The organism is Borborobacter arsenicus (assembly GCF_003934165.1).
Taxonomy (GTDB): domain Bacteria; phylum Pseudomonadota; class Alphaproteobacteria; order Rhizobiales; family Rhizobiaceae; genus Pseudaminobacter; species Pseudaminobacter arsenicus.
Genome location: NZ_RKST01000037.1, coordinates 1 through 19,402 on the forward strand (window position 1 = coordinate 1; position 19,402 = coordinate 19,402).

Annotated in this window: 19 protein-coding genes; 16 read left to right on the forward strand and 3 right to left on the reverse strand. The window is 62.8% G+C overall.

Annotated elements, in window-relative coordinates; genetic code table 11:
* The 11 genes from EET67_RS23145 to EET67_RS23195 form a co-directional block, all read left to right on the forward strand.
* The coding region (locus EET67_RS23145) for a formate--tetrahydrofolate ligase (RefSeq protein ID WP_128627171.1) at positions 1–119 on the forward strand (119 nt) is incomplete at its 5' end.
* Positions 120–490: 371 nt separating this feature from the next.
* Positions 491–1,321, forward strand: coding sequence for an SH3 domain-containing protein (locus EET67_RS23150; RefSeq protein ID WP_128628578.1), 831 nt, complete (start codon positions 491–493; stop codon positions 1,319–1,321).
* Positions 1,322–1,561: 240 nt separating this feature from the next.
* A complete protein-coding gene (locus EET67_RS23155) occupies positions 1,562–3,751 on the forward strand; it encodes an anthranilate synthase (protein ID WP_128628579.1) in 2,190 nt (729 codons plus the stop codon).
* A gap of 114 nt (positions 3,752–3,865) precedes the next feature.
* Positions 3,866–4,774, forward strand: a complete 909-nt coding sequence (locus EET67_RS23160; protein WP_128628580.1) for a cation diffusion facilitator family transporter — start codon at positions 3,866–3,868, stop codon at positions 4,772–4,774.
* A gap of 56 nt (positions 4,775–4,830) precedes the next feature.
* Positions 4,831–5,862, forward strand: coding sequence for an AbrB family transcriptional regulator (locus EET67_RS23165; RefSeq protein ID WP_128628606.1), 1,032 nt, complete (start codon positions 4,831–4,833; stop codon positions 5,860–5,862).
* Between the two features lie 124 nt (positions 5,863–5,986).
* Positions 5,987–6,631, forward strand: a complete 645-nt coding sequence (locus EET67_RS23170; protein WP_128628581.1) for a DUF47 domain-containing protein — start codon at positions 5,987–5,989, stop codon at positions 6,629–6,631.
* Between the two features lie 9 nt (positions 6,632–6,640).
* Positions 6,641–7,648: an inorganic phosphate transporter gene (locus tag EET67_RS23175; protein WP_128628582.1), complete on the forward strand. Its 1,008-nt coding sequence runs from the start codon at positions 6,641–6,643 to the stop codon at positions 7,646–7,648.
* Positions 7,649–7,949: 301 nt separating this feature from the next.
* Positions 7,950–9,659, forward strand: coding sequence for a 2-isopropylmalate synthase (gene leuA / locus EET67_RS23180; RefSeq protein ID WP_128628583.1), 1,710 nt, complete (start codon positions 7,950–7,952; stop codon positions 9,657–9,659).
* 271 nt (positions 9,660–9,930) lie between these two features.
* Positions 9,931–11,727, forward strand: coding sequence for a tetratricopeptide repeat protein (locus tag EET67_RS23185; RefSeq protein WP_128628584.1), 1,797 nt, complete (start codon positions 9,931–9,933; stop codon positions 11,725–11,727).
* 25 nt (positions 11,728–11,752) lie between these two features.
* Positions 11,753–12,517: an alpha/beta fold hydrolase gene (locus EET67_RS23190; RefSeq protein ID WP_128628585.1), complete on the forward strand. Its 765-nt coding sequence runs from the start codon at positions 11,753–11,755 to the stop codon at positions 12,515–12,517.
* Positions 12,518–12,608: 91 nt separating this feature from the next.
* Entirely contained in the window at positions 12,609–13,214 is a 606-nt protein-coding gene (locus tag EET67_RS23195) for a hypothetical protein (RefSeq protein WP_128628586.1), read from the forward strand.
* Between the two features lie 174 nt (positions 13,215–13,388).
* On the opposite strand, the gene EET67_RS23200 is transcribed toward EET67_RS23195, so the two are convergent.
* Complete coding sequence (locus EET67_RS23200; RefSeq protein ID WP_128628587.1) at positions 13,389–14,315, reverse strand: metallophosphoesterase family protein; 927 nt, start codon at positions 14,313–14,315, stop codon at positions 13,389–13,391.
* Between the two features lie 104 nt (positions 14,316–14,419).
* Here EET67_RS23200 and EET67_RS23205 point away from each other — a divergent pair, with 104 nt between their 5' ends.
* Entirely contained in the window at positions 14,420–14,917 is a 498-nt protein-coding gene (locus EET67_RS23205) for an NUDIX domain-containing protein (protein ID WP_128628588.1), read from the forward strand.
* Here EET67_RS23205 and EET67_RS23210 read toward each other — a convergent pair whose 3' ends face one another.
* Complete coding sequence (locus EET67_RS23210) at positions 14,918–15,907, reverse strand: glutathione S-transferase family protein (protein WP_128628589.1); 990 nt, start codon at positions 15,905–15,907, stop codon at positions 14,918–14,920. It lies immediately after the preceding gene.
* A 270-nt stretch (positions 15,908–16,177) separates the two neighbouring features.
* On the opposite strand from EET67_RS23210, the gene EET67_RS23215 reads away from it, so the two are divergent.
* From EET67_RS23215 to EET67_RS23225, 3 genes are all read left to right on the forward strand, one after another.
* Positions 16,178–16,723, forward strand: coding sequence for a GNAT family N-acetyltransferase (locus tag EET67_RS23215; protein WP_128628590.1), 546 nt, complete (start codon positions 16,178–16,180; stop codon positions 16,721–16,723).
* A gap of 28 nt (positions 16,724–16,751) precedes the next feature.
* Complete coding sequence (locus EET67_RS23220; protein ID WP_128628591.1) at positions 16,752–17,513, forward strand: 3-hydroxyacyl-CoA dehydrogenase; 762 nt, start codon at positions 16,752–16,754, stop codon at positions 17,511–17,513.
* Positions 17,514–17,596: 83 nt separating this feature from the next.
* Positions 17,597–18,352, forward strand: coding sequence for a HugZ family pyridoxamine 5'-phosphate oxidase (locus tag EET67_RS23225; protein WP_128628592.1), 756 nt, complete (start codon positions 17,597–17,599; stop codon positions 18,350–18,352).
* Positions 18,353–18,356: 4 nt separating this feature from the next.
* Here EET67_RS23225 and EET67_RS23230 read toward each other — a convergent pair whose 3' ends face one another.
* Positions 18,357–18,743: a YkvA family protein gene (locus EET67_RS23230; protein ID WP_128628593.1), complete on the reverse strand. Its 387-nt coding sequence runs from the start codon at positions 18,741–18,743 to the stop codon at positions 18,357–18,359.
* Positions 18,744–19,077: 334 nt separating this feature from the next.
* On the opposite strand from EET67_RS23230, the gene EET67_RS23235 reads away from it, so the two are divergent.
* On the forward strand, positions 19,078–19,392 hold the full coding sequence (locus tag EET67_RS23235) for an ArsR/SmtB family transcription factor (protein ID WP_128628607.1): 315 nt from the start codon (positions 19,078–19,080) through the stop codon (positions 19,390–19,392).
* The last annotated feature ends 10 nt before the right edge of the window (positions 19,393–19,402 follow it).

Here is a 19,402-nt window from a genome sequence, read left to right on the forward strand (position 1 = left end):
GCGCCGGCTTCGTCGTGGCCATCTGCGGCGAGATCATGACCATGCCCGGCCTGCCCTCAAAGCCCTCCTCGGAGAAGATCATCATCAACGAGGCAGGCGAGATCGACGGGTTGAGCTGAGCGGGCGCCCCTCATCCGCCTGCCGGCACCTTCTCCCCGTACACAGGGAGAAGGAAGCTGGCCGCAACGTTGACGCCTCCCTCTCCCTGCCTGCGGGGAGAGGGTAAGGGTGAGGGGCCGTCACAAGCAGAAACCGTTCAGTAGCCGCCTGCGACCACCTGCCTCAACCTTCGAGCAAATTTTTTCTGCTAGCCGGCACAGAAAAGCCACATCCGCATCGCCTATTGCGAAATTGCAGCATCGGGTCCACAAGTGGGGAACCGGTTTCGGGGAAAATCCGATGCTTGAATGAATAATCAGCGTTCAGGTACGGATATGGTTTTCAGCCATGTCCGGCTTGTTCTTTGCATGATCTGCAAGGAGCGGATGTCTTGAAAGTCGAAACTACCGATCAGGCCGACACTTCCGGATCGGCTTGCCATTATGATTGGAGCGCATCGGCCGAAGCCGATGAGGTTCCGGAACGTCGAAGCGTTCTGGACCGCGCAACCGACATCTATCGCTCGGCCGAAGCAAGCGCCGTCAAGGCCATTCCGGCAATGCGCAAGCTCGCATTACCCGTCGCTGCCGCAATGGTTCTTGCCGGCCTCGGCGTCGGCACGACGCTGCTCTATGACCCGCCGGCCATTCGTGAAGCCGCCGCCTTGGCCAGCATGGAAGCGCGGGCCGAGCCGGAAGCGCCTGTCGTCGTGGCCGCCGCGCAGCCGGATCCCGACGTTATCCAGGGCATTCCCGCGCCGAGCACACCAAGCCCGGCTTCGACATCAGAAACGGCGCCCGCAACACCGGATATCTCGGCCGACCGCCTCCCCTCGCCTGATTCGGCTCCTGCCCCCTCGGCCACCACCACAGTGGCAGCCAAGGCCGACATCCAGCCGGAACTGGCCTACCAGCCGGATCACGCGACGATGACCGGCTCGATCCCCGCCGCCGTGCTGGCGGCAGCGGTGAAGGATACGCGCGACGAGAAGCCCGCAGCGGCAGCCGAACTGGCTGCATCCTCTGACGACGTGGCAAACGCCTCTGCCCGCGAGGGGCAGATAAGAACGGCCGTGAACATGCGCGCATCGCCCGACAAGGACGCCAAGGTGCTGGCCGTCGTTCCGGCAAAGGCATCCGTCAGCGTCATCGAATGCAAGTCCTGGTGCAAGATCGCCTATGAAGGCCAGGAAGGCTATGTCTACAAGCGCTATGTCAGGTAGCGGCGCTGCATTTTGATACCCCTCGGATTTTTCGAAATCCGCTTGCTCCGGCAGCGCTTCGCGGCTATGGAACGACCATGACTTCGATTTCGAACACGATGCGTTGGTGGTGGGCCTGCTGAAAGCGGCCTGACGAACGCGTGCGCGTGGATATTGGTGGCCGCAACGGGATGTCCGGGCGGCCATTTGTTTTTTCAAGAGCTTTCCGGGTCCGCCTGACGGCGAAAAGGGAGACGGGAAATGTCGGTAGAGACTCTTGAAAACGGCGCCGAGCGCTTCGTGACCGCCGGCGGTATCGCAATCACGCGCAGCCGCCATGACACGGCCTATGCCGGCGCCATCGAAGCCTATATCGACGGGCTGGACGCAAGGCGCGGCGCAGTCTTTTCCTCCAATTATGAATATCCCGGCCGCTATACCCGCTGGGACACGGCAATCATCGATCCGCCTCTGGTGATTTCGGCGCATGGGCGTTCGATGAAGATCGAAGCGCTCAACCGGCGCGGCGAAGCGCTACTTCCCGTGATCGGCCGCACGCTGGCTTCACTTTCCGACGTCACCATCACCGAGACGACGAACCGGCTGATCCGGCTCGACGTCGCCGAGCCCGGCCGCGTATTCGCCGAGGAGGAGCGCAGCCGCGCGCCGTCGGTGTTCACGGTGCTGCGCGCCATCACCGCGCTGTTCCACACAGAACATGACAGCAATCTCGGCCTTTACGGCGCCTTCGGCTACGATCTCGCCTTCCAGTTCGATCCGGTCGACCTGCATCTTCAGCGCGCGCCAAGCCAGCGCGACCTGGTGCTCTACCTGCCTGACGAAATCCTGGTCGTCGACCACCACCAGGCCAAGGCCTGGCACGACCGCTATGACTATTCAGGCGAGGGTTTTTCGACCGAGGGCCTGCCGCGCGACAATGCCGCCGAGCCGTTCAAGCCCTCGGACCGGGTGCCGCCGCGCGGCGACCACGAGCCCGGCGAATATTCGAAGATCGTGGAGAAGGCCAAGGAAAGCTTCCGGCGCGGCGACCTGTTCGAGGTGGTTCCCGGCCAGATGTTTTATGAGCGCTGCCAGACCGCTCCTTCCGACATTTCGCGCCGGCTGAAGAAAACCAATCCGTCGCCCTATTCCTTCTTCATCAATCTCGGCGAAGGCGAATATCTGATCGGCGCTTCGCCCGAAATGTTCGTGCGCGTCAATGGCAGGCGGGTGGAGACCTGCCCGATCTCGGGCACCATCAAGCGCGGCGACGACGCGATCTCGGATTCGGAGCAGATATTGAAGCTGTTAAATTCCAAGAAGGACGAATCCGAGCTGACCATGTGCTCTGATGTCGACCGCAACGACAAGAGCCGCATCTGCGAGCCGGGTTCGGTGCGTGTCATCGGCCGGCGCCAGATCGAGATGTATTCGCGCCTGATCCATACGGTCGATCATATCGAGGGGCGGCTGCGCGAAGGTATGGACGCTTTCGATGCGTTCCTGTCGCATGCCTGGGCCGTGACAGTGACCGGCGCGCCGAAACTGTGGGCGATGCGCTTCATCGAAAAGCACGAAAAGAGCCCACGCGCCTGGTATGCGGGCGCTATCGGCATGGTGCATTTCAACGGCGATCTCAACACCGGGCTGACGCTGCGGACCATCCGCATCAAGGACGGGATAGCCGAGGTCCGCGCGGGTGCTACATTGCTGTATGATTCCGTGCCGGAAGAAGAAGAAGCCGAAACCGAACTGAAAGCCTCCGCCATGCTGTCTGCCATTCGCGACGCCAAGACCGGCAACGCCGCCGCCACAGAGCGCCAGTCCGCCCGCGTCGGCGATGGGGTGAAGATTCTGCTGGTCGACCATGAGGACAGCTTCGTCCACACGCTGGCCAATTATTTCCGCCAGACCGGCGCGGATGTATCGACCGTGCGCGCGCCGGTGGCCGACGAATTGTTCGAGACGCTGAAGCCCGATCTGGTGGTGCTTTCGCCCGGCCCCGGCCTGCCCAAGGATTTCGACTGCGCCACGACGATCCGCAAGGCGCGGGCGCGCGACCTGCCGGTGTTCGGCGTCTGCCTCGGCCTGCAAGCGCTGGCGGAGGCCTATGGCGGCACGCTGCGCCAGCTCGACGTACCTATGCACGGCAAGCCATCGCGCATCCGCGTCTCGCAGCCCGGCATCATCTTTTCCGGCCTGCCGCAGGAGGTCACTGTCGGCCGCTATCATTCGATCTATGCCGATCCCAAGCTTCTGCCGGAAGGCTTCATGGTGACCGCCATGACCGACGACGGCATCATCATGGCTTTCGAGCATGAAAGCGAGCCGATCGCGGCGGTACAGTTCCATCCCGAATCGATCATGACGCTCGGCCAGGACGCGGGCATGCGCATGATCGAGAATGTCGTCGCCCACATGCCGCGCAAGGCAAGGGAGAAAGCCGCCTAGGACCTGACCGTCCCGCCCATTTGAACCGTCATCTTTCTCCGGTGCCTTGTGGAGGTATGATCTTTTCGGATAACCGGTATCCACTTTTCAGGATCATGTTCTAGGGACTGCCTTATGGATTCCAAGCAAACAGTCCGGCGCCTGGCGTTCTGGTCGATCATCATCGCCTTTGGCGTGATGGGATTGAAATATTTCGCCTATCACATCACCGGATCGGTGGCGCTCTATTCGGACGCGCTGGAATCCGTGGTCAATGTGATCGCGGCGGCGGCCGCCTTCTGGGCAATCCGCGTCAGCCAGAAGCCGGCCGACCGGGGCCATCCCTACGGCCATCACAAGGCGGAATATTTCTCGGCCGTGCTCGAAGGCGTGCTGATCGTCCTGGCCGCCCTGCTGATCCTGCGCGAGGTCTGGTCGGCCTGGCAGACGCCGACGCTGATCGAGCAGCCCTGGGAGGGCCTTGCGGTGAATGCGCTGGCAGCAGTGGTGAATTGCGGCTGGGCGCTGATCCTGATCCGCGCCGGACGCCGGCACAAATCGCCGGCGCTGCTGGCCGACGGCCAGCACATCATGACCGACGTGGTCACCTCGCTCGGCGTCATCGCCGGCCTCGTCGGCGCGGTGCTGACCGGCTGGACCATACTTGATCCGCTGCTGGCCGTGATCGTGGCGCTCAACATCCTGTGGCAGGGCTGGCATGTGATCGGCTCGTCGCTGAACGGGTTGATGGACATGGCGGTCGACAGCCAGGAGCATCTGCGCATCCGCGACATCATCTCGAACAATTCCAAGGGCGCGCTGGAAGTCCATGACCTGAAGACGCGCATCGCCGGACGTGCGGTCTTCATCGAGTTCCACCTCGTCGTCGACGCCGATATGAGCGTGGGCGAAAGCCATGTGATCTGCGACCGCATCGAGGAGGCGCTGAAGGCTGACATTCCAGGCGTGCGCATCACCATCCATGTCGAGCCAGACGACGAGGCCAAGCTGCCGCTGGGCACCAGCGCGGTGCCCTTCGCGTGAAGGATGAGAACTCCCCACACAAGCCGCCCGAGTCGCTCGCGTGGCTTGCGCCGGGGATGCAATGGGCGCTGATCCTTCTCGTCTCGCTCGTCCTCACCGGCCTGCTCGAACTTGCCGACCTGCCCGCCGCCCTGCTGATCGGTCCGATGCTGGCCGGCATCATCGCCGGGACCAACGGCGCCACGGTGCGCCTGCCGCGGCCGGTGTTCTTCGCCGCCCAGGCGATCATCGGCTGCCTGATCGCAGCCTCCATCGAGCTCGAAATACTCGTGCTGTTCGTGCATGAGTGGCCGCTGTTTCTCGGCGCCGTGCTGGCAACCGTCGCAGCATCGAGCTTTCTTGGCTGGCTGATCAGCCGGTGGAAGATCCTGCCCGGCACGACGGCGGTGTGGGGCTCGGCGCCCGGCGCCTCCACGGCTATGGTGCTGATGGCCGAGACCTTCGGCGCCGACGCCCGTCTCGTCGCCTTCATGCAATATTTGCGGGTCATCTTCGTATCGGTAACCGCGGCACTCGTGGCCCGGCTATGGGTGGACACTTCCAGCGTGGCGATCCCCGAAAAGATTTGGTTTCCCGCCATCGACTGGCTGCCCTTCGGCTCCACGCTTGCCGTCGCCGCCATCGGCGGGATCGGTGGCCGTCTCCTGCGCCTGCCCTCGCCCTGGTTTCTCGGCAGCCTCATTCTGGGCGTGACGCTGCATCTGGCCGGCCTGGTCGACTTCCAGCTTCCGGAATGGCTGCTTGCGATGAGCTACGCGCTGATCGGCTGGGCGATCGGGCTCAATTTCAGCCGGCCGATCCTGCGCCATGCCGCCCGCGCGCTGCCGCAGATCGCGCTGTCGATCCTTGTGCTGATGAGCTTTTGCGGCGGGCTGGCCTGGCTTCTCAGCCGCTATCTCGGCATCGATCCGCTGACCGCCTATCTGGCCACCAGCCCCGGCGGCATGGATTCGGTCGCCATCATCGCCGCCGCCGCCGACAATGTGAACATCTCCTTCGTCATGGCCATGCAGACCGCGCGATTCCTGTTCGTGCTGATGCTCGGACCATGGCTTGCGCGCCTGGTGGCCCGGCTGGTGAAGGAGTAAAGCCGACTAATTCGGCTGGAAAAGCCGACTAATCTGTGTGAAGCGGTAATTTTTTGAAGCGCGGGACACCTTTGGGGTGTAGTGCGCATTGAAAAGAAGCATGTCAGGAGGCTGAGCTTAGACGATGCTGAAATGGTTTCGGGCGATCATGCCGCATGAGGATCGGTTCTTCGATCTCTTCGACCGGCACTCGCAACTGGTGGTGTGCGGCGCCGATGCGCTGCAGAAGTTGCTGGCCGGCGGCGGCGAGGTCGAGCGCTATAGCGGCGAGATCGTCAATCTGGAGCGGCAGGCCGACACCATCACCGACGAGGTGATGATGGCCGTGCGCAAGAGTTTCGTCACGCCCTTCGACCGCAGCGACATCCAGGACCTGATCCAGTCGATGGACGACGCCATCGACATGATGCGCAAGACGGTGAAGACCGTGACGCTTTACGAGCAGACGCAATTCGAGCCGCGCATGCAGGAGCTCGGCGAGCTGATCGTGCAGTCCGCGCGCCTCAATGCGGAAGCAATTCCGCTGTTGAGCAAGGTTGCAACCCACGCCCCGCGGCTGACCGAACTGACCAGCGAGGTCAGGCGCCTGGAAGGCCGTGCCGACAATGTGCACGATGAGGGGCTGAAGGCGCTGTTCCAGCGCCACGGCCATTCCGACCCGATGGCCTTCCACATCGGCAGCGAAATCTACGGGCAACTGGAAAAAGTCATGGACCGGTTCGAGGATGTCGCCAACGAGATCAGCGGCATCGTGGTCGAGAACGTGTAGACGCCGGGCATGGATGCTTCTCTTGCCTTGCCGGTGCTGATTGCACTGATTGCGGTTGCGCTGTTCTTCGACTTCCTGAACGGGCTGCACGATGCGGCGAACTCCATCGCCACGATCGTCTCCACGCGCGTTCTGCGGCCGCAATATGCGGTCATGTGGGCGGCCTTCTTCAATTTCATCGCCTTCCTGTTTTTCGGCCTGCATGTCGCCGAAACGCTCGGCACCGGCATCATCGATGCCAGCATCGTCGATCCTCGCGTGATCTTCGCAGCCCTGATGGGGGCAATCGTCTGGAACATCGTGACCTGGCTGTTCGGCATCCCGTCGAGCAGTTCTCATGCGTTGATCGGCGGCCTTGTCGGGGCCGGCGTTGCCAAGGCAGGCGGTGGCGCCATCGTCTGGACCGGCCTGCTCAAGACCACCGCGGCAATCGTGCTGTCGCCGCTGACCGGTTTCCTGCTAGCACTGGCGCTGGTGCTCACCGTCTCATGGATCTTCGTGCGCCAGACGCCCTTTGCCGTCGACCGCACCTTCCGCGTCCTGCAATTCGCCTCGGCCTCGATGTATTCGCTGGGCCATGGCGGCAATGACGCGCAGAAGACCATGGGCATCATCGCCGTGCTGTTGTTCTCGCAAGGCTATCTCGGCAGCGAATTCTACGTGCCCTTCTGGGTGGTGATCACCTGCCAGGCGGCGATCGCGCTCGGCACGCTGTTCGGCGGCTGGCGCATCGTCCACACGATGGGCTCCAAGATCACGCGGTTGAACCCGATGCAGGGCTTCTGCGCCGAGACCGGCGGGGCGATCACCCTGTTTGCGGCGACCTGGCTCGGCATTCCGGTCTCCACCACCCATACAATCACCGGCGCGATCGTCGGCGTCGGCGCGGCAAGGCGCGTCTCGGCGGTGCGCTGGGGGATTGCCGGCAACATCGTCGTCGCCTGGGTGGTCACTCTACCGGTCGCCGCGATGATCGCTGCGGCAAGCTATTGGGCCGTTGGGCTGGTCTCATCTTAGCCGGCCTGGATTCGGGGCCTTGCGCGCGGCTTGGACGTCTAGTATCAGTGCGTCCATGGTTTCGCGCCCGAACATCTCGATGTTGCATCTGTCCGTTTTCACGGGCGAGATCGCGCGCGCCCTCTCTTCCAGCCTGCTTCTTCTCGGCCTTAGCGGCGATCGCCGGGCTCGTTAAGGGAGCGTCCGGCGGTCGAATCGCCGCCAAGGCGCCTGCTCCTTTGCTCTTCTCCATGAACGGAATTTTGAAGACCGCCTGACGTTGCGCCTTGCCGCACGAGGCGGCCAGGAGTACGAAAATACGATGACCCGAGTTTCTCCCATATCCGCCGCCACGCATCGCGCTGGCATGCCGTTGGCCTCGGCCAAATACCAGGCCTTCCAGAAAATCGACCTGCCCGACCGGACATGGCCAGGAAAGATCATCGACAAGGCGCCGATCTGGTGCTCGGTGGATTTGCGCGACGGCAACCAGGCGCTGATCGACCCGATGGGGCACGACCGCAAGGTGCGCATGTTCAAGCTGTTGCTGGACATGGGTTTCAAGGAAATCGAGATCGGCTTTCCTTCCGCCTCGCAGACCGATTTCGACTTCGCGCGCTGGTGCATCGAGGAAGGCAATGTGCCCGAAGACGTGTCGCTGCAGGTGCTGGTGCAGTGCCGTCCCGAACTCATCACCCGCACCTTCGAGGCGCTCGAGGGCGCGCACCGGCCGATCGTGCATTTCTACAATTCGACCAGCGAATTGCAGCGCCGCGTCGTGTTCCAGAAGGACGTGGCCGGCATCAAGACGATCGCCACCGACGCCGCCAAGATGATCACCGACATGGCAGCCAAGGCGGGCGGCAATTACCGCTTCCAGTACTCGCCCGAAAGCTTCACCGGCACCGAGCTTGAGGTGGCGCTGGAAGTCTGCGACGCGGTGACCGCCATCATCAAGCCGACGGCCGACAACAAGCTGATCGTCAACCTGCCTTCGACCGTGGAGATGGCGACGCCCAACATCTATGCCGACCAGATCGAATGGATGTGCCGGCATCTGGCGCAGCGCGAAAACCTGATCATTTCGCTGCATCCGCACAATGACCGTGGCACCGGCGTGGCCGCCACCGAACTTGCCTTGATGGCCGGCGCCGACCGCGTCGAAGGCACCTTGTTCGGCAATGGCGAGCGCACCGGCAATGTCGATGTGGTGACGCTGGCGCTCAACATGTTCACGCAAGGCGTCGACCCCGAACTGGACTGCTCCGACATCAACCGGATGAAGGCCGTCTATGAATATTCCAACCAGTTGAAGATCGGCGAGCGCCACCCCTATGTCGGCGAACTGGTCTACACGGCGTTTTCCGGTTCGCATCAGGACGCCATCAACAAGGGCATGAAGGCGATCAAGACCGCCAACAAGCCCTTGTGGGAAGTGCCCTATCTGCCGATCGACCCGCAGGACGTGGGCCGCAGCTACGAGGCGATCATCCGCATCAACTCGCAGTCGGGCAAGGGCGGCATCGCCTATGTGCTCCAGGCCGATTACGGCTTGAACCTGCCGCGCAACCTGCAGGTCGAGTTCAGCCAGGACATCCAGGCGATCACCGATGCCGAGGGCAAGGAAGTGCCGTCGAAGCGCATCTATGAGCGTTTCATCGAACGCTATATCGATCAGCCGAAGGGAAGGTTGAAATTCATCGATCACCATACCTTCCCTGACACCGAAACAAAGGGTCGCCGCATCCTCGAGGCGACGATCATCGACAATGGCAAGGAACTGACCATCAATGGCGTCGGCAACGGCCCGGTGGACGGCTTCGTGGACGCGCTGTCGCGCCATATCGGCATTCCGCTCTCGGTGATCGACTATTCCGAACATTCGATCCAGCGCGGCTCCAACGCTTCGGCGATCTGCTACATGGAAATAGAGCATCCAGGCGGGCATATTTTCGGCGCCGGCATCAACACCAATATCGTCGGCGCTTCGCTGGAAGCGGTGGTGTCGGCGGTCAACCGGATCATCGGCTGAACATAGCCTTTGCCGCCGCGCCTCCAGCAAGGCGCGGCGGCCGTTTCTTCCAATGGTTAACCATAGCGCATCCTGTTGCGGGATAAGTGCGGATAAGTGCGCGGCATCCCGCAGGGTCGGGCTTGCATGCTTGTAAGCCTGTGCATCGGGGTTAAGATTGCTCTTCCCTGCAGCCGGCCGGTCTGGCATGTAACAAGCTGCGCTACCGTGAGTTGACGTCTGCTTCCGGAAGAAATCATCCCTCAGGCGCCGTTGTGGAGAGGCTCGACGCTTGCAAGACCCAAGGCCTGCTGCCCCCGCAGTGCTGGAGACGCTGGAAAAACTTCTCACCAGTGAGACTTTCGGACGTTCCGGACGCGCGCGTGACCTGTTGCGCTATCTGGTCGAACAGGAACAGGCCGGCCATGCCGACCGCCTGAAGGGCTTCACCATAGCCATCGACGTGTTTGGCAAGGATGCGGATTTCGATCCCGCCACCGATGCGGTGGTGCGCGTGCAGGCCCGCCGGCTGCGCGAATTGCTGGCGCAATATTTCCAAACCGAGGGCGCTAACGATCCGATCCGCATCTCCATTCCGCGCGGCAGCTATGTGCCCGCCTATGAGATCATCGATTGTGCGCTGGCCGGAACGCATGAAGACGGCGGACAGGAGATATCCGCCCCGCAGGTTGCACCTGCACCATCCCCGCAGGCACCGACACCGGCCGCCGGCCGCCCGATCCCGGAACCGGCCTCGACCGGTAATGGCGAGCCTTTGTCCCTGCCGCCCAATCCGCTGGTGATGCGCCATCTGCATCTCTTCTGGGCGGCCATGGCGGTCATCATCGCCATGCTCGCCTTTGTCGTGTTCCGCCTCGCCAGCCCGGCCCCCGGCGACGTGCTGCTTGCCGCCCGCGATGCCGCCGGCCCTGCCACCAACAGCATCAGCGCCTCACCTGCAACCGAGACGCTGCCGGTGGTCTATGTCGAGACAAGATCAGAAGACCAAAACACGATGCAGGTTGCCGCACTCCTGCGCAGCGGTCTTTCCGGCTTCGACACCATCTCCGCCATTGCGCGTGGCGCGCCGGAACAGCCTGCCCCCGGCACGCAGCAATTCGTCTTCACCTTGTCTCCGGCCACCGCAAGCGGCGCCGTCACCGTCGAGCTTCAGGCGAGTGCGAGCGGCAAGATGCTACTGTCGCAGGTTCTGTCCGCCACAGACATGGCGCCTGAGGTGCTGGAGGACCGCGTCGCTGCCCTCTTGAGTTCGACCATTCCGGTTTCCGGCGCGCTCTATGGCTATATCGATCAAGGCGATCTCGGCTCGGGCCTGGTCGAATGCCTGCTGCTCAATGACAACTACTATCTCGACCCGACCAGAGCCAAGCATGAGGCTGCCTATCGCTGCTTCGAGGCGCTGGCGAAAGGCGATGCGAAATCGCCACTGGTCTATGCCGAACTCGGAGCGCTGCATCTGGAGGCAGCAACCAATCGCCATCCCTATCCGGAACATGCCACCGAAGAACAGGCGCTGGCGCTGGCCCGTCGCGGCGTGAAGATGGGCCCGACCAGTCCTTATGCCCATAGGGCGATGGGTTTCATCGCCTCGCGCATGGGCAATTCGGCCGAATCCATAGCCTGGATGCGCAAGGCGTACGAACTGAACACCTACGATCTGAGCATGGCGGCGGCTTATGGCTATGCGCTGATCTATTCGGGCAAATATGATGAGGGCACGCCGATCATGGAGCGCGCCGTCGACGCCTCCAGCGCGCATCCGGCGTGGTGGGATTATGCCCTGTTCCTGGCGGAGTTCATGAATGGCGACCGGGAGCGCGCGAGCCGTGCCACGGCCGCACTGGTGACGACGAAGCGAGCGAATTATCTCGGCGCAAGGCTGATTGCAGCGCATTGGGCCGACAAAGCCGAGCTGGCCAAGGAATTGCTGGCGGAAATCCGCAACGACCATCCAAGCTTTGCCGCCGATCCGCGCGCGACCTTCGAAAGGGGACGTTACCCTGCCGAACTGACCGACCGGCTGGTGGAGGCGCTGCGCGAGGCCGGGCTGGACCGCCCGAGCGACTGAAGGCGATCAAGGAGGCGTGCAGAGGATGACCCAGAAGCTCTTTGCCGCCGAAAGCGGCTCCGGTGACCAGACCGTCGTGCTGCTGCACGGCTTTGGTGGCTGGCACGGCATATGGAACGAGATTACGGCAGCGCTTGCTGCCGGCAGCCGCGTGTTCGCCTATGACCTGCCCGGCCATGCCGGCTCGCTCGACTGGCCTGACGCCGGGCCGGCCAAGGTGGCTGCTCGCGCGATCCTCGCCGATCTCGAGGCGCGCGGCATCGCAAAGGCGCATCTGGTCGGCCATTCGATGGGCGGGGCCATTGCGGCGCTGGCAGCCCTGATGCAGCCAGATCGTGCCGCAACGCTTACCCTGCTCGCTCCGGGCGGCTTCGGCGAGGAAATCAACGGCCCGCTGCTGCGCCGCTATGCAGCGGCTCGGTCGCGCGAAGAAATAAGCGCCTGCCTGACCTTGATGTCGGGTCCCGGCTTCACACTCCCGGACCAGGCAGTAGACGCTTTCGTCAAGATGCGTTCGGCACCGGGGCAGACGGAGAAACTGGTGGAAATCGGCGCCGCCATCACCAAGGACGACAAGCAAGGCGTGATCCCGCGCGAATTACTGGCCGGGCTCACCATGCCGGTGGCGGTCGCCTGGGGGACTGAAGACACGGTGCTGCCCTATCGGCAGACGGTTGGCTTGCCCGGAAATTTCATGCTTCATTCCGTCGGCGGTGCCGGACATATGCTGCCCGAGGAAGTGCCCGGCAAGGTGATCGACATCATCCGCCGCAACAGCGGTGTCGTGTAAACGACATCTCGATGCTTGCCCGAATGGTGCATTGCGCTCGCGGCTATGTTAAAAATTCTTTAACCACGCCCTGAACCTGGAGCCACCGCCGATGAGCGATGGAAAGAACGTGACGCCGATGGAGTCGATGCGACGGCTGGCCGACGTGATTCGCGAGGTCAAGAACGCCGCGGCCGATCGCGACGACGTCGTGGTGGAACTGCGTGAGGCAAGCCGCATGCGGCTCGACCTGCTGGCCAACGAACTGGCGCAGGTCTTTGCCGATGTGCCCGCCGATGTCGACATGTTCGACTTTGCCGTCTCGTCGGGCCTGCAGCCGCGGCTGTGGATCGATGCCGTCAGCCATGTCAGCCTTGGCCGCGACCGCCGCACCTATCGTTTCCTGAAAGATACCCGCATCGGCCGCGTGGTGCTGGCCGAATCGACCGACATCAAGCCGATCGCCGATCAGGTGACGCGCTATATCGCCGAACGGCTGATCGAGCGCGAACAGATGCTGGATGGCGGCGTGGCGCAGAGCTTCGCGCGCACCCCGGAAGTGCTCGAAGCACCGACTGCGTCGCAAACACCGTATTCGGCGACATGGGCGGCTATGCTGTCAGGCATCGGGCTGATTGCGGCCGGCGCGCTTGTCGGCCTTATCGTTACGTTGCTGTTGCTGTGGGAGCGCATCCCGGCCGACAAGCTGGGTTTCTGACCTGAGAGGGGTTCAGTTTTCGACGGAAACAGCCCCTCACCCTTACCCTCTCCCCGCAAGCAGGGAGAGGGAGGCGTCAACGTTGCGGCCAACCTCCTTCTCCCCGCTTGCGGGGAGAAGGTCCGGCAGGGGATGAGGGGCGATTCCCCTTGAAGCTGAACGGCTTGCTTGGTTTCAGGACCGCGCCGCCGCAGCCCTTGAAGGCGTGAGATCGAGCGCGGCGAGTTCGACGGGAAGCGCGCTTCCGCTCTTCAGCCCATGCCGCTCCAGCCGCATATGCCATGCGCCAGGCTCGCCCGAGATTTCAACCAGATTATATTGCGCGGCCGGCTTGCTGCTTCCCGGCGCCTGGCCGGCGGCGGCGACCCCAACCACGGGTATCTGTTTGCCCTGCCCGCGCACCCAGTAGAGCGAGGGCAGATGCGAATGGCCATGCAGGATCAGTTCGGCACCATGGTTGCGCATGACGCGCTGGAACAGCCCGATGCCGAGCAGCCGCTTGTGCTGCGGCACGGCACCGCGCACCGGCGGATGGTGGATCATCACCACCCGGCACAGGCCGCGACGTGACGTCTCGTCGAGCACGCGCCCGAGCCTTTGCGCCTGTTCTTCGCGAAAGAAGCCATTGGCCATGAAGGGTGCGGTTGCCCGAGCCGTCGAGACGCCGATCAACGCCACCTGCCCGCGCACCCGCAGATAGGGGAATGCGCGGCGATCGGAAGGCGGCTCGCAGTCGTCGCCGGCCATATAGGGACCCCAGGCCCGGCAGATCTTGTCGAATGCTCCGGGCACATAGGCGTCGTGATTGCCGGGCACGACGGAGATGTTTTCAGGAAGGCCAAGCGCCTCCAGCCACAGCCGCGCCAGTTCGATCTCGCCGTCGAGCGCCAGATTGACCAGATCGCCGGTCACCGCCAGATGATCCGCGCCCGCCGCCTGGAGGCCGGAAACGATGGCGCCGATCACGCCCTCATGCAGGAAGCGGCGGCGGCTGCGCTGCCAGTTGACATAGCCGATCACCCGCTTGGAGGCGAGTTCGCGATAGGTTACAGCGGGAAGCGGTCCGAGATGGACGTCGGAAATATGGGCGAGCCTGAACATATGCGTCTTTTAGAGCATGATGCCGAACGGTGGGAAACGGTTTTGCGGAAATCATGCGCCGGGCCGAAACCAGCCGGCCTGAGTACCGACCGAGCCCTCAAGGCATGAACAAGCGCCCTCCCGATCCGTTTCGCCAATCCGGATGGCCGCGGCTGCGGGCACGCCTGTTCCACCTCTATTTTTTGCTGCGCCGCCCCATGACGCTTGGCGTGCGCGGCCTCGTCCATGACCGGCAAGCCAATTCGATCCTGCTGATCCGTCATACCTATGTGCCCGGCTGGCAATTGCCCGGCGGTGGGGTGGAGATCGGCGAAACCATGCTGGAGGCGCTGGAGCGCGAACTCTCGGAGGAAGGCAATATCGAATTCACCGCGCCGCCAGTGCTGAAATCCATGCATTTCAACCGGCAATCGAGCCGGCGCGACCATGTCGGCCTCTATCTGATCGAAAGCTTCCGCCAGACCGAGCCGAAGCTTCCCGACCGCGAGATTGCCGAGGCGGGATTTTTCCCGCTCAACGCGCTTCCTGACGCGACGACGCCGGCAACGCTGCGCCGCATCGCCGAGATTTTCGACGGCGTTCCGCCCTCGCCCGACTGGTAATCAGGCCGCCTTGCGGAACCTGTCGCGGTTGTGTGGCAGGTCGTGGTCGATCTGCGGCCCCACCGGCACGATGCGGGTCGGATTGATGGTGGTGTGGCTGCCGTAATAATGCGACTTGATATGCAGCATGTTGACCGTGCCCGCCACGCCCGGCACCTGATAGAGATCGCGCAGATAGTTCGACAGGTTCGGATAGTCGGCGATGCGCCGCAGATTGCACTTGAAATGGCCGACATAGACCGGATCGAACCGCACCAGAGTGGTGAACAGCCGCCAGTCGGCCTCGGTCAGCCGGTCGCCGGTCAGGTAGCGCTGGCTCGACAGCCGATCCTCAAGCTTGTCCAGCATGGAAAACAACTCACTGAAGGCTTCTTCATAGGCGGCTTGCGTGGTGGCGAAGCCCGCCCGGTAGACGCCATTGTTGATCGCCGGATAGATCATGTCGTTGAGGGCGTCGATCTCACCCCGCAGGGCCTTCGGATAAAGATCGACCGAGGCGTCGCCCCATTCGTCGAAGGCGGAGTTGAACATGCGGATGATTTCGGCGGATTCGTTGGAGACGATCGTCTGCTCCTTTTTATCCCACAGCACCGGAACGGTGACGCGGCCCGAATAGGACGGATCAGCCTTGGTGTAAATCTGGTGCAGATAATCGAACCCGTAGAGATCGTCGCCGGTGGCGCCGTCCTCTGCAAGGAAGGTCCAGCCATTCTCGCCCATATAGTGATGGACGACCGAAACCGAGATGAGGTTCTGCAATTTTTTCAGCTCGCGGAAAATCAGCGTTCGGTGCGCCCAGGGACAGGCAAGCGAGACATAGAAATGATAGCGGCCGGGCTCGGCCTTGAAGCCGCGCGTCCTACCCGGCGCAGGCTTGCCGTCTGCCGTTATCCAGTCGCGCCATTGCGACTGCGAGCGCATGAAGCGGCCGCCCGATTGTTTGGTGTCATACCATTGGTCGACCCATTTCCCGTCTACCAGCAATCCCATCAGAGGCTCCTTTCGTTCCCCTTCATGTAGGGCAAGCTAGCGGCAGGCAAAAACCCCACCGGCATGAACAGTTCGTCAACACGCCGCATGGAAGGCTTCAAATGCCGATGGACGGGGCAGGAAAATGATGCTAGCGGGTCATCTCCATGGCAACAAGCTTTGCACATATCCGGTTCGACCGACGACGAATGAGCGCCCGCGCCTGATTGGCGCCGATTGCGCAGGCTGCCCCGTGTGGCCGACATTCTTCCTCGCCTGGATGCAAAGACGATGACCCTTGCCGTGACCTACATGCCGGAGACGCCGGCGCATGACCCCGAAATCGACACCATCAACGAGGAAGCCTTCGGGCCGGGACGCTTCACACGCGCCGCCTACAAGATCCGCGAGGGCGGCCCGCATGAGCGCGGGCTGTCTTTCGTTGCCCTGCATGACGGTAGTGTCATCGCCTCGGTACGCATGACGCGCATCGGTGCCGGCAAGGGTCGCGCCCTGCTGCTCGGCCCGCTGGCGGTGCGCCCTGCCTTCAAGAATATCGGCATCGGCCGCAAGCTGGTGGCGATGGCGCTGGAAGCGGCAAAGGAAGCCGGCGCGCCCTGCGTCGTGCTGGTCGGCGACGAGCCTTACTACGGGCCGCTCGGCTTCAGGCTGATCCCGCGCGGCCAGATCACCATGCCGCGTCCTGTCGATCTCAACCGGCTCCTTGCCGTGGAAATTCAGCCCGGCGCGGTTGCGGCATTAAGCGGCGATGTCCGCCACAGCGACCAGATCGACGGCGTGGCCGGTTGCATGAAACTGCAAGCCTCCGTAGCATGATGGGAAACGCAAGAAAGGATCACCCCACATGAATCCCAAAGACCAGGTCGCCATCGTCACCGGCGGCAGCTCGGGGCTTGGCGAGGCCACGGCGCGCGCGCTTGCGGCACGCGGCGCCAAGGTTGCCATCCTCGACATCGGCATCGACAAGGCAAACCAGGTCGCAGCCGAGATCGGCGCGATTGCCGTCAAATGCGATGTCAGCAGCGCCGAGAACGCCGAAAACGCCATTGCCGAGGTGTCGCAAAAGCTGGGTGAGGCGCGCATCCTGGTCAACTGCGCCGGCATCGTCGCCGGCATGAAGACAGTCGGCAAGGACGGACCGCATCCGCTCGACCTCTATCGCAAGGTGATCGAGGTCAATCTGATCGGCACCTTCAACATGATCCGCCTGTTCGCCGACCGGGCCGGCAAGCTCGATGCGCTGGAGGGCGGCGAACGCGGCGTGATCATCAACACCGCTTCGGTCGCTGCCTATGACGGGCAGATCGGCCAGGCCGCCTATTCGTCGTCCAAGGGCGGCATTGTCGGCATGACGCTTCCGGTGGCGCGCGACCTCGCCCGCTCCGGCATCCGCGTGATGACGATTGCGCCGGGTATCTTCAAGACGCCGATGATGGCAGGCATGCCGCAGGACGTGCAGGATTCGCTGGGTACTGCAGTGCCCTTCCCGCCGCGCCTGGGCGAACCGGCCGAATATGCAGCCCTTGCGCTCCACATAATGGAAAACCAGATGCTGAACGGCGAGACGATCCGGCTCGACGGCGCAATCCGCCTCGCGCCTCGATAGGCAGGCCGAACCGGAAGCGCTTGCCAAGCCGGGCGTGCTTGCGCAATAAGTGGAGAACAACATTCAGGATTAAGAGGGCAGCCTTGGACAAGAAGAAGGACGTCATCCAGAAGACGGACGCAGACGCGATCCTCCTTGCCAAGACCTTGCTGCGCGAGGCGCGCTATGGCGCCCTTGGCGTGCTCGACCCCGAGATGGGCGCGCCTTCTGTCAGCCGGGCGGGCGTTGCCACCGACATGGACGGAACGCCGCTGATCCTGATTTCGCTGCTCGCTTCACACACGCGCTCGCTGCTTGCCGATCCGCGCTGCTCGCTGCTTCTTGGCGAGCCCGGCAAGGGCGATGCTCTCGCCCATCCGCGCATCTCGATCAACTGCCGTGCGGTAAGGCTGGAACGCGGCAGCGCGCTGGAGGCGCGGGCAAGGCGGCGCTATCTCAACCGCAACCCCAAGGCCAAGCTCTATGTCGATCTCGGCGATTTCTCCTTCTTTCGCCTCGAGGTGCAGAATGCCAGCCTGAATGGCGGCTTCGGCAAAGCCTACCTGCTGACTCCTCCCAATCTGCTGACGAACAGCCCTGCCCTCGACGCCCTGGCAGCAAGCGAACAGGGCGCGCTCGACCACATGAATGCCGACCATCTCGACGCCATTGCCGTCTATGCCCATCACTTCGCCAGGGAAAAGAGTGATGGCTGGACCGTGATCGGCTTCGATCCTGACGGCATGGACATTGCTTCGGGTGACGTGGTGCGGCGGGTGTTCTTCCCGCAACCGCTCGCCGAGGCGGGCGAGCTAAGAAAGGTTCTGGTCGAAATGGCCAGGACCGGGCGCGCGGCCTGAGATTTCAGCCGGCCGGCCAAAAAAGCCACAGAACCCAGGCGGCAGCGCCAAGCCAGATCGCGATGATCAGAGCCAGGCCGGCATAACTTCTCGGCCGCCCGGCGCGATGGAGCGCCTGCTGCCGGTATTCCTGCATCAGCGCATCGGGAACGAGCTTGACCGCAAGCACGATGCCGAGCGGCACGATGATCAGGTCATCGAGATAGCCAAGCACCGGTATGAAATCGGGAATGAGGTCGATCGGGCTGAGCGCATAGGCCGCGACCGCGCCCGCTGCCAGCTTCGCATACCACGGCGTACGCGCATCGAAGGCGGCAATCCACAACGCCACCACATCCCGTTTGGCCCTGCCCGCCCATGCCCTAAGGGAAGAAAATACGGTCGATTGCATTGCCAGTTGCCGCTAATGAACGCTGTGATCGCCCCTGCGGATTACTGTAGCAGTTTTGAATGACAGCGGCTCTCGACCTTGGTCCCAATTCCTTCCGGCAGAACGCTTCCGTATAAGTGCAAAAGGCTCAAGAGCGGCGGACGCTCGGATAAATCCGGGCTGCCGCTCTATCTGTTTGTTTTTGCCGCATTTGTGCGACGCCAAGTGATTCCACTTGGGCGCAAAATGCTCTAGAGTGCGCCTGCTGCGATGGTGGCTTGGATCGCAGGCATGCTTGGTCTTCCGACGTTATTGCCCCCTAACGTCCGAAGAGGAAATTGACTGTGGGGTAATGATGGTTTCCAGACCAGTTTTGAAGAATGCCGGCGCTGCGGCCAACTTGCTGACCCTTCTGGGAAATGAAAAGCGCCTCTTTATCCTCGGCCTGCTGCTCGACGACGAGATGTCGGTGGGTGCGATCGCCGAGAAAGTCGATCTGAGCCAATCGGCCCTTTCGCAACATCTGGCGAAACTGCGCAGCGTCGAATTGGTGGAGACCCGCCGCGACCGCCAGATGATCTATTATTCCTGCAATTCGGATGCCGTGCGCCAATTGATGGGCACGCTCGACGGCATTTTTGTGGCTCCGTTGAGTTCGGTGGCAAACTGATCCAAACAGG

Coding starts and splice junctions, on each gene's coding strand:
- EET67_RS23155 (WP_128628579.1), top strand. CDS start 1,562: ATGTCGGTAGAGACTCTTGAAAACGGCGCCGAGCGCTTCGTGACCGCC.
- EET67_RS23160 (WP_128628580.1), top strand. CDS start 3,866: ATGGATTCCAAGCAAACAGTCCGGCGCCTGGCGTTCTGGTCGATCATC.
- EET67_RS23165 (WP_128628606.1), top strand. CDS start 4,831: ATGCAATGGGCGCTGATCCTTCTCGTCTCGCTCGTCCTCACCGGCCTG.
- EET67_RS23170 (WP_128628581.1), top strand. CDS start 5,987: ATGCTGAAATGGTTTCGGGCGATCATGCCGCATGAGGATCGGTTCTTC.
- EET67_RS23175 (WP_128628582.1), top strand. CDS start 6,641: ATGGATGCTTCTCTTGCCTTGCCGGTGCTGATTGCACTGATTGCGGTT.
- leuA (WP_128628583.1), top strand. CDS start 7,950: ATGACCCGAGTTTCTCCCATATCCGCCGCCACGCATCGCGCTGGCATG.
- EET67_RS23190 (WP_128628585.1), top strand. CDS start 11,753: ATGACCCAGAAGCTCTTTGCCGCCGAAAGCGGCTCCGGTGACCAGACC.
- EET67_RS23195 (WP_128628586.1), top strand. CDS start 12,609: ATGAGCGATGGAAAGAACGTGACGCCGATGGAGTCGATGCGACGGCTG.
- EET67_RS23200 (WP_128628587.1), bottom strand. CDS start 14,315: ATGTTCAGGCTCGCCCATATTTCCGACGTCCATCTCGGACCGCTTCCC.
- EET67_RS23205 (WP_128628588.1), top strand. CDS start 14,420: ATGAACAAGCGCCCTCCCGATCCGTTTCGCCAATCCGGATGGCCGCGG.
- EET67_RS23210 (WP_128628589.1), bottom strand. CDS start 15,907: ATGGGATTGCTGGTAGACGGGAAATGGGTCGACCAATGGTATGACACC.
- EET67_RS23215 (WP_128628590.1), top strand. CDS start 16,178: ATGACCCTTGCCGTGACCTACATGCCGGAGACGCCGGCGCATGACCCC.
- EET67_RS23220 (WP_128628591.1), top strand. CDS start 16,752: ATGAATCCCAAAGACCAGGTCGCCATCGTCACCGGCGGCAGCTCGGGG.
- EET67_RS23230 (WP_128628593.1), bottom strand. CDS start 18,743: ATGCAATCGACCGTATTTTCTTCCCTTAGGGCATGGGCGGGCAGGGCC.
- EET67_RS23235 (WP_128628607.1), top strand. CDS start 19,078: ATGGTTTCCAGACCAGTTTTGAAGAATGCCGGCGCTGCGGCCAACTTG.